Below are 6,321 nucleotides of genomic sequence, written 5' to 3'. Positions count from 1 at the left end.
TGTGTTCTTTACTTTATCAGGTGTTCCGCACCCCGCCAAATCGGCGGTTTCGGCAGTGTTTCCACTAAACCCAAGATCGGGGTAAAGCCCGTTTCGCTTCTTTCGCCCTGCGTTTCCGCCCGGCGTCAGAAGCAACTCTCCGAGCTTACATGCTCCGGGCAGTGCCCGAACCATCTCGGCTCAGTGGAGAAAGAGTGTGTCTGTGATCGCGGCCCGGTGCTGAGCTAGATCCCCAGGGGATCCGCTCGCCGTCCCGCAGCGACTCGGTGAGTCTAGGCAACTGGTTCAGAGACGTCAAATCCGCCCGGACCTTGGGGAGATCCCCGATCTGTCCGGACGTCCCGCGTTGCCTTGGAGCCCCCATCGTGCTGGGTTCCCGCCCTGGTCCGCGGTGTAACGCCCCGGTTCCGCTCGCCCTGCATGGAGGGCGGTGCTTCTCGTGGCTTGCTTGTCAGGCACAGGCAATCCTGCCCTGGCCCTCACTCAGGCAAACACGCACACCCGAAGATTCTTTGCGGAACCAGTGAGACGAGGAGGGGCGGGGGTGACTGTCCGTTGGGCCACTGCTCCCACCCCGTCCTACGACCAGTTCGCGACCAGTCCTCGCTCGGGCCGTACTCAGGCCATGTCAGCCAGCTCACTGGCAAGCTTCCGGAAGGCGATCCCCCGGTGGCTGATCGCGTTCTTCTCTTCCCCGGACAGCTCCGCGGCGGTGCGGTTCTCCCCCTCGGGGACGAAGACCGGGTCGTAGCCGAACCCGTTCTCTCCTCTGCGCTCCCCCACGAGACGGCCACGAAGCACCCCTTCGGCGACAGCCTCGATCCCGTCCGGCATCACCAGGACGGCGGCGCAGACGAACTGCGCTCCCCTGCGCTCGGCCGGGGTGTCGGACAGCTGGTCGAGTACCAGGTCCAGATTGGCCCGGTCCTGGTCGCCATCACCGAACCCGCCCGCCCAACGGGCGGAGAGCACCCCTGGCATCCCCCGTAGTTCGTCCACGGCCAAGCCTGAGTCGTCCGCGACCGCCGGCAACCCCGTGTGGGCGGCGATCGCCCGAGCCTTGAGCAGGGCGTTGCCGATGAACGTGGGTTCGGTCTCGGGCACCTCGGGTGCCTCCGGGAACGAGTCCAAGGCCAGGACCTCCGCCTCCACTCCCGCTTCGGCGAGGATGGCGCGCATCTCAGGCACCTTCTTCGCGTTGCGCGTGGCAAGGACGAGTTTCACCGTTCCTCCTCCACCGGGAACTCCACCGATCCGGGCACCGACACCGGTCCAGGTGCCCACGACGCCGTTCTCGGTACTCACTCCGACAGGGCCTTCTTCTGGATGGCCGTAAGTTCATCGCACCCGGTGGTGGCCAGGTCGAGCAGCTTGTTGAGCAGTTCGCGGTCGAAGGCCGCGTCCTGGCCCTCAGCGGTGCCCTGCACCTCGACGAACTTGCCGCCACCGGTCATCACGATGTTCATGTCGGTGTCGGCGACCGAGTCCTCGAGGTAGTTCAGGTCCAGCCGGGGCTGGCCCTGAACCACACCGACACTGACTGCGGAGAGTGAGTCGGACAGCGGGTTGTTCTTGAGCTTGCGGCGCTTGCGCAGGTGCTTCATGGCGTCAGCCAGGGCCACGTAGGCACCGGTGATCGCCGCGGTACGGGTACCTCCGTCAGCCTGCAACACGTCGCAGTCCAAAGTGATGGTGTGCTCACCCATCGCCTTGAAGTCCACGACGGCACGCAGGGAACGGCCGATGAGGCGGGAGATCTCGTGGGTGCGCCCGCCGAGCTTGCCGCGCACGGACTCACGGGCACCGCGGGTGTCCGTGGCGCGCGGGAGCATGGCGTACTCGGCGGTGACCCACCCTTCACCGGTGCCCCGGCGCCAGCGGGGCACACCGTCCTCGACGCTGGCGGCGCAGAGCACGCGCGTGTCTCCGAACTCGATGAGCACGGAGCCTTCCGCGTGGCGAAGCCAGTTGCGGTGGATGTTCACAGGGCGGAGTTGGGTCGGAACGCGTCCGTCAGGTCGGGCCATGGACACGAGCGTATATCCGGAAGGTGCCGATCGGGGCTGGACTCGGGACGCACCTGCCCCGATGGGACCCGTGCCACACCGGTACCGCGCCGACAGGGCGCCGGAGGCCGGGTGGACCACCCGCGGCCCACCGGCCGCCGGCGGTTCTCAGGCGCCGACCTCGTGGACCTGTCCGCCTCGGGCCAGCTCGATGTCGCCGCCGAAGGTGGAGCGCGCCTCGTCCATAGTGATCGTGTCGTCGTTCCACGGGACGAGGTGGGTGAGCAGGAGCTTGCGGACCCGGGCACGAGTGGCGTGGTCGCCCGCCTCGCTACCGGTGAGGTGCATGTCCTTGGGGTGCTCGACGTGGTCGTGGAAGGCCGCCTCGCACAAGAACAGGTCGGTTTCCCGGGCCAGCTCGATGAGCGAGTCGCAGGATCCGGTGTCGCCGGAATAGGTGAGGCTGACGCCCTCGTGTTCCAGACGGATACCGAAGGCGTCGACCGGGTGGTTGACCCGGTCGACGCGGGCGGTCATCGGACCGATCCGGAACTCACCGGGTGAGAGCTCGTGGAAGTCGAAGACCTCGGTCATCCCGGGATCCGGGTCCAGCCCGTAGATCTCGGCGAGGCGAGCCGCGACGCCCTCGGGCCCGTAGACGGGGATGGGCGGTTTCGCACCGCCGGGCGAGTACATGCGGGCGACCCAGTAGGCACACATGTCGGCACAGTGGTCCGTGTGCAAGTGGCTGAGGAAGACGGCGTCGACGGAGTAGAGGTCAGCGTAGCGCTGGAGGGCACCGAGCGCGCCGTTGCCGAGGTCGAGTAGGAGGCGGTAACCGCCGGCCTCGACCAGGTAACAGGAAGCCGGACTGTCCGGCCCGGGAAAGCTCCCGGAGGACCCGATAATCGTGAGTCGCACGTCGTCGTCGCCTTTTCGATCGGCCGCACTGTCTCCGTGGCCCCTGGGTGACGTGTGCGGGGAGCGCGGTGAGCGGCTGGTTCTGCGGATGTCCCGTAGTTACGGGTGTACCCCAATGGCCGCCCTGGTGGTACAAAATGTGGCTCGCATCTCAGGCGACGTGTATCACGTGTGAATTTTTCACACCGATTGACCAGTTGTGCCCGGTTCTGGCCATCAGGGTTCGGGACACCGAGCCTCTCAGGGCACAGGCGCTGCCAGGACGACGGGGTCGGTCTACGGTGTGGACATGACGGACGCTCACTCCCCCGATGGCCGCGTCCCACTGCTGGGCCAACTGGCCGGCGAAAGCTGGTTCACGCGTATGGGCGAGGTCGCGGCGACCAAGTCACTGACCTGGCTGGCGTCCGACCCGGGGCTCCGCTCCGCCGTACTCGCGCACCTCGGAGGACGGGCCGGCACGGAGCTCAGCAGCGTGGAGCAGTTCATTCCCGAGCCCGTACACGAGGACGGGGCGCGACCCGACATCGAGCTGCGCGACGCGGACGGCCAAACCATCGCCCTTGTCGAAGCCAAGTTCGACGCGCATCTGGCAGCGGATCAGCTCGCTGCCTACCTCCGCGTCCTCGACCGGCGTTCCGGACCCCACGGCGGCGCCCTGTTCGTGCTGGTCCCGCCGAGCAGGGCCGGCGAGGCACAGCAGATCCTCGACCAAGCGGTGAAGGAGTGGCCTGCGGGGACACCCCACGCCGTCGTCACCTGGGACGAGTGGCTCGCCGTGTGGGAAGCCGTCACCGAGGAGTCCGGCGATACCCGGCTCGCCAGCGACCTGCAGCAGGTGAAGGCCATGTGCCGCACGCTGGGCGGGCTCGTGATTCCGCCGCTCGCTGGAACGGCCGCTGGCTTGGACTGGCAGGCGCGGGCAAGCGACCTCCGCGAGACCGTGAAAGTCGTCACGGCGCGCTTTCTGGGGTCCTTGGGGCCCAGTAACCTGCCGATGCGGGGAAGGCTGGAGTCCACGCAGTACTGCTACCGGTACCTACCGGAGATCAGCCGGACGACCTGGGTGCAGGTCGGGGTCTGGGGCCGGCTCGCGGACGAGGGGCACACCCCGTTCTGGCTGATGCTCCACAAGGACGACGAAGGGTCCGGCGGATTCCAGGCGGCCCTGCAGCGGCTCCTGGCCTCGGAACGGTCCCGCAAGGTCCGGCGTGACTTCGGACACGCGTGGGTGCCCCTGGAAGTACCCGGCGACGCCAGTGGGCCGGAGCTGGCCGACGCCCTCGAGGCGGAAGTGGGCGCCGTGCTGAGGATTCTGAAGCCGTAGTCGCCACGCCACCGGTGCCGGTACCGCTGATCGACGCGGGCACCGCCAGAGCAGTGTGCCCAAGGCCCGGCACCGGATGGAACCGTCGGAGGCCGGTCACCCGCGTGGGGTGACCGGCCTCCGCGGCGGTTCCGGTGAGCCGAGGGGCTCACGCCCAAAGCTGACCGTCCAGGCGTTCCTCGGCCTCCTCGAGGGTGCCCTCGTAGGCACCCGTGGAGAGGTACTTCCATCCGGCGTCGGCGATGACGAACGCGATGTCGGCGCTCCGCCCCTCCCGTCCGGCCTTGCGGGCCATACCGAGCGCGGCGTGCAGGGCGCCACCGGTGGAGATGCCCGCGAAGACGCCCTCCTTCTCCAGGAGTTCCCTGGTCCGCTTGAGCGCGGCGTCGGCGGGCACGGAGAACCTGGTCGAGAGAACGGACTCGTCGTAGAGCTCGGGAACGAACCCCTCATCGATGTTGCGCAGCCCGTAGACCAGCTCGCCGTACCGCGGCTCGGCGGCGACGATCTGCACATCGGACTTGTGCTCGCGCAGGTAGCGGCCCACACCCATGAGCGTGCCCGTGGTCCCCAGGCCCGCCACGAAGTGGGTGATCTCGGGCAGGTCGGCCAGCAGTTCAGGACCGGTGGTCTCGTAGTGGGCCCGAGCGTTGGCCGGGTTGCCGTACTGGTACAGCATCACCCAGTCCGGGTGGGCCGCGGCCATCTCCTTCGCGACCCGGACGGCCTCGTTGGAACCGCCCGCCGCGTCGGAGAAGTGGACCTCGGCACCCCACATGGCGAGCAGCTGCTTGCGCTCGTCGGAGGTGTTCTCCGGCATGACGCAGACCATGTGGTAGCCGCGCAGCTTGGCGACCATGGCCAGCGAGATGCCGGTGTTCCCCGACGTCGGCTCCAGGATGGTGCAGCCCGGTGACAGCAGCCCGTCCTTTTCGGCCTGCTCGATCATGAAGAACGCCGCGCGGTCCTTGATCGAGCCGGTGGGGTTGCGGTCTTCCAGCTTCGCCCACAGCCGGACGTCCGGCGAGGGCGACAGTCGGGGCAGGCCGACCAGCGGCGTCCCGCCGAGGGAGTCGAGTAGGGAGTCGTAGCGCATGGCGTCCTTACGGCCTCGCGGCCTGGGGAGTGTTCTTGACGCGGCCTAGCGGGAGCCGCCGGCCACGGCGGGCAGCACGGTCACGCTGTCACCGTCGGAGAGCTCGGCCTCGAGCCCGCCGACGAAACGGACGTCCTCGTCGTTGAGGTACACGTTGATGAAGCGGCGCAGCTTGCCACCGTCCACCAAGCGCTCGGCGATGCCGGGGTGACGGCTGTCCAGGTCGGTGATCAGCTCGCTGAGGGTGCTGCCGGACCCTTCGACGACCTTCGCGTCGTCCGTCAGGTTGCGCAGAATGGTGGGGATGCGGACCTCGATGGCCATGAAGGTGACTCCGTAAACGTTCGTTGTTGTGCGTTCAATACCAACAGGCGACCCACCGCTCCCATTCCGGCTGACGCCTCTGAGCGGTGACCACGGCGGGCCCCGTCGGGGCCCTGTAGGTCACGGAGCCTGTCGGTCGCTGTGCCTGGTGGTACTCGGCGGTGCCTGGTCTTGCCTACCGGTTGCTGGACACCGCTGCTCTACTGGACACCGCTGGTTTCGGTGACCTCTACCGGTTCCTCGGTGACCTCGCCGTCGATGATCCGGTAGGAGCGGAACTCCGCGCTGTCGGTCTCGCGCGTGGAGACGAGGACGTAGTGGGCCCCGGGTTCCGACGCGTAGGAGATGTCCGTACGCGACGGGTAGGCCTCGGTCGCGGTGTGGGAGTGGTAGATCACAACGGGTTCCTCGTCGCGATCGTCCATCTCGCGCCAGACCTTGAGCTGTTCGAGCGAGTCGAAGCGGTAGAAGGTCGGCGACCGTTCGGCGTTGATCATCTCAATGAACCGCTCCGGGCGGTCGGATCCCTCCGGGCCGGCGACGACACCGCACGCCTCATCGGGGTGGTCGCGGCGGGCGTGGGCGACGATCTGGTCGTAGATCGAACGGTCAATCCTCAGCATGGGTCCCAGGGTACCCAAGAACTT

Annotated in this window: 7 protein-coding genes; 1 reads left to right on the top strand and 6 read right to left on the bottom strand. The window is 67.8% G+C overall.

Going from position 1 to position 6,321, the window contains the following annotated elements; translation table 11 throughout:
* Positions 1–618: 618 nt before the first annotated feature.
* The 3 genes from rdgB to ACYVD1_RS30435 all read right to left on the bottom strand — a co-directional run bounded on the left by rdgB (position 619) and on the right by ACYVD1_RS30435 (position 2,927).
* Positions 619–1,224 (bottom strand): RdgB/HAM1 family non-canonical purine NTP pyrophosphatase, encoded by a 606-nt coding sequence (gene rdgB, locus ACYVD1_RS30445; protein WP_460777957.1) that lies wholly within the window; start codon positions 1,222–1,224, stop codon positions 619–621.
* Positions 1,225–1,301: 77 nt separating this feature from the next.
* Positions 1,302–2,027 (bottom strand): ribonuclease PH, encoded by a 726-nt coding sequence (rph, locus tag ACYVD1_RS30440; protein ID WP_460777956.1) that lies wholly within the window; start codon positions 2,025–2,027, stop codon positions 1,302–1,304.
* A 147-nt stretch (positions 2,028–2,174) separates the two neighbouring features.
* Complete coding sequence (locus ACYVD1_RS30435) at positions 2,175–2,927, bottom strand: MBL fold metallo-hydrolase (protein ID WP_460777955.1); 753 nt, start codon at positions 2,925–2,927, stop codon at positions 2,175–2,177.
* Between the two features lie 289 nt (positions 2,928–3,216).
* Here ACYVD1_RS30435 and ACYVD1_RS30430 point away from each other — a divergent pair, with 289 nt between their 5' ends.
* Positions 3,217–4,254: a hypothetical protein gene (locus ACYVD1_RS30430; protein ID WP_460777954.1), complete on the top strand. Its 1,038-nt coding sequence runs from the start codon at positions 3,217–3,219 to the stop codon at positions 4,252–4,254.
* Between the two features lie 148 nt (positions 4,255–4,402).
* Here ACYVD1_RS30430 and ACYVD1_RS30425 read toward each other — a convergent pair whose 3' ends face one another.
* The 3 genes from ACYVD1_RS30425 to ACYVD1_RS30415 form a co-directional block, all read right to left on the bottom strand.
* Complete coding sequence (locus ACYVD1_RS30425) at positions 4,403–5,350, bottom strand: PLP-dependent cysteine synthase family protein (protein WP_460777953.1); 948 nt, start codon at positions 5,348–5,350, stop codon at positions 4,403–4,405.
* A gap of 45 nt (positions 5,351–5,395) precedes the next feature.
* Complete coding sequence (locus ACYVD1_RS30420; protein WP_460777952.1) at positions 5,396–5,674, bottom strand: MoaD/ThiS family protein; 279 nt, start codon at positions 5,672–5,674, stop codon at positions 5,396–5,398.
* Between the two features lie 200 nt (positions 5,675–5,874).
* Positions 5,875–6,297, bottom strand: coding sequence for a M67 family metallopeptidase (locus ACYVD1_RS30415; protein ID WP_460777951.1), 423 nt, complete (start codon positions 6,295–6,297; stop codon positions 5,875–5,877).
* Between the last annotated feature and the right edge of the window lie 24 nt (positions 6,298–6,321).

The organism is Nocardiopsis nanhaiensis, assembly GCF_054778635.1.
This window is presented reverse-complemented; position numbering and strand designations above follow the sequence as displayed.

What these genes read in the sequence shown, in the direction of transcription:
- rph (WP_460777956.1), bottom strand. Translation starts at nt 2,027, where the DNA reads ATGGCCCGACCTGACGGACGCGTTCCGACCCAACTCCGCCCTGTGAAC.
- ACYVD1_RS30430 (WP_460777954.1), top strand. Translation starts at nt 3,217, where the DNA reads ATGACGGACGCTCACTCCCCCGATGGCCGCGTCCCACTGCTGGGCCAA.
- ACYVD1_RS30425 (WP_460777953.1), bottom strand. Translation starts at nt 5,350, where the DNA reads ATGCGCTACGACTCCCTACTCGACTCCCTCGGCGGGACGCCGCTGGTC.
- ACYVD1_RS30420 (WP_460777952.1), bottom strand. Translation starts at nt 5,674, where the DNA reads ATGGCCATCGAGGTCCGCATCCCCACCATTCTGCGCAACCTGACGGAC.
- ACYVD1_RS30415 (WP_460777951.1), bottom strand. Translation starts at nt 6,297, where the DNA reads ATGCTGAGGATTGACCGTTCGATCTACGACCAGATCGTCGCCCACGCC.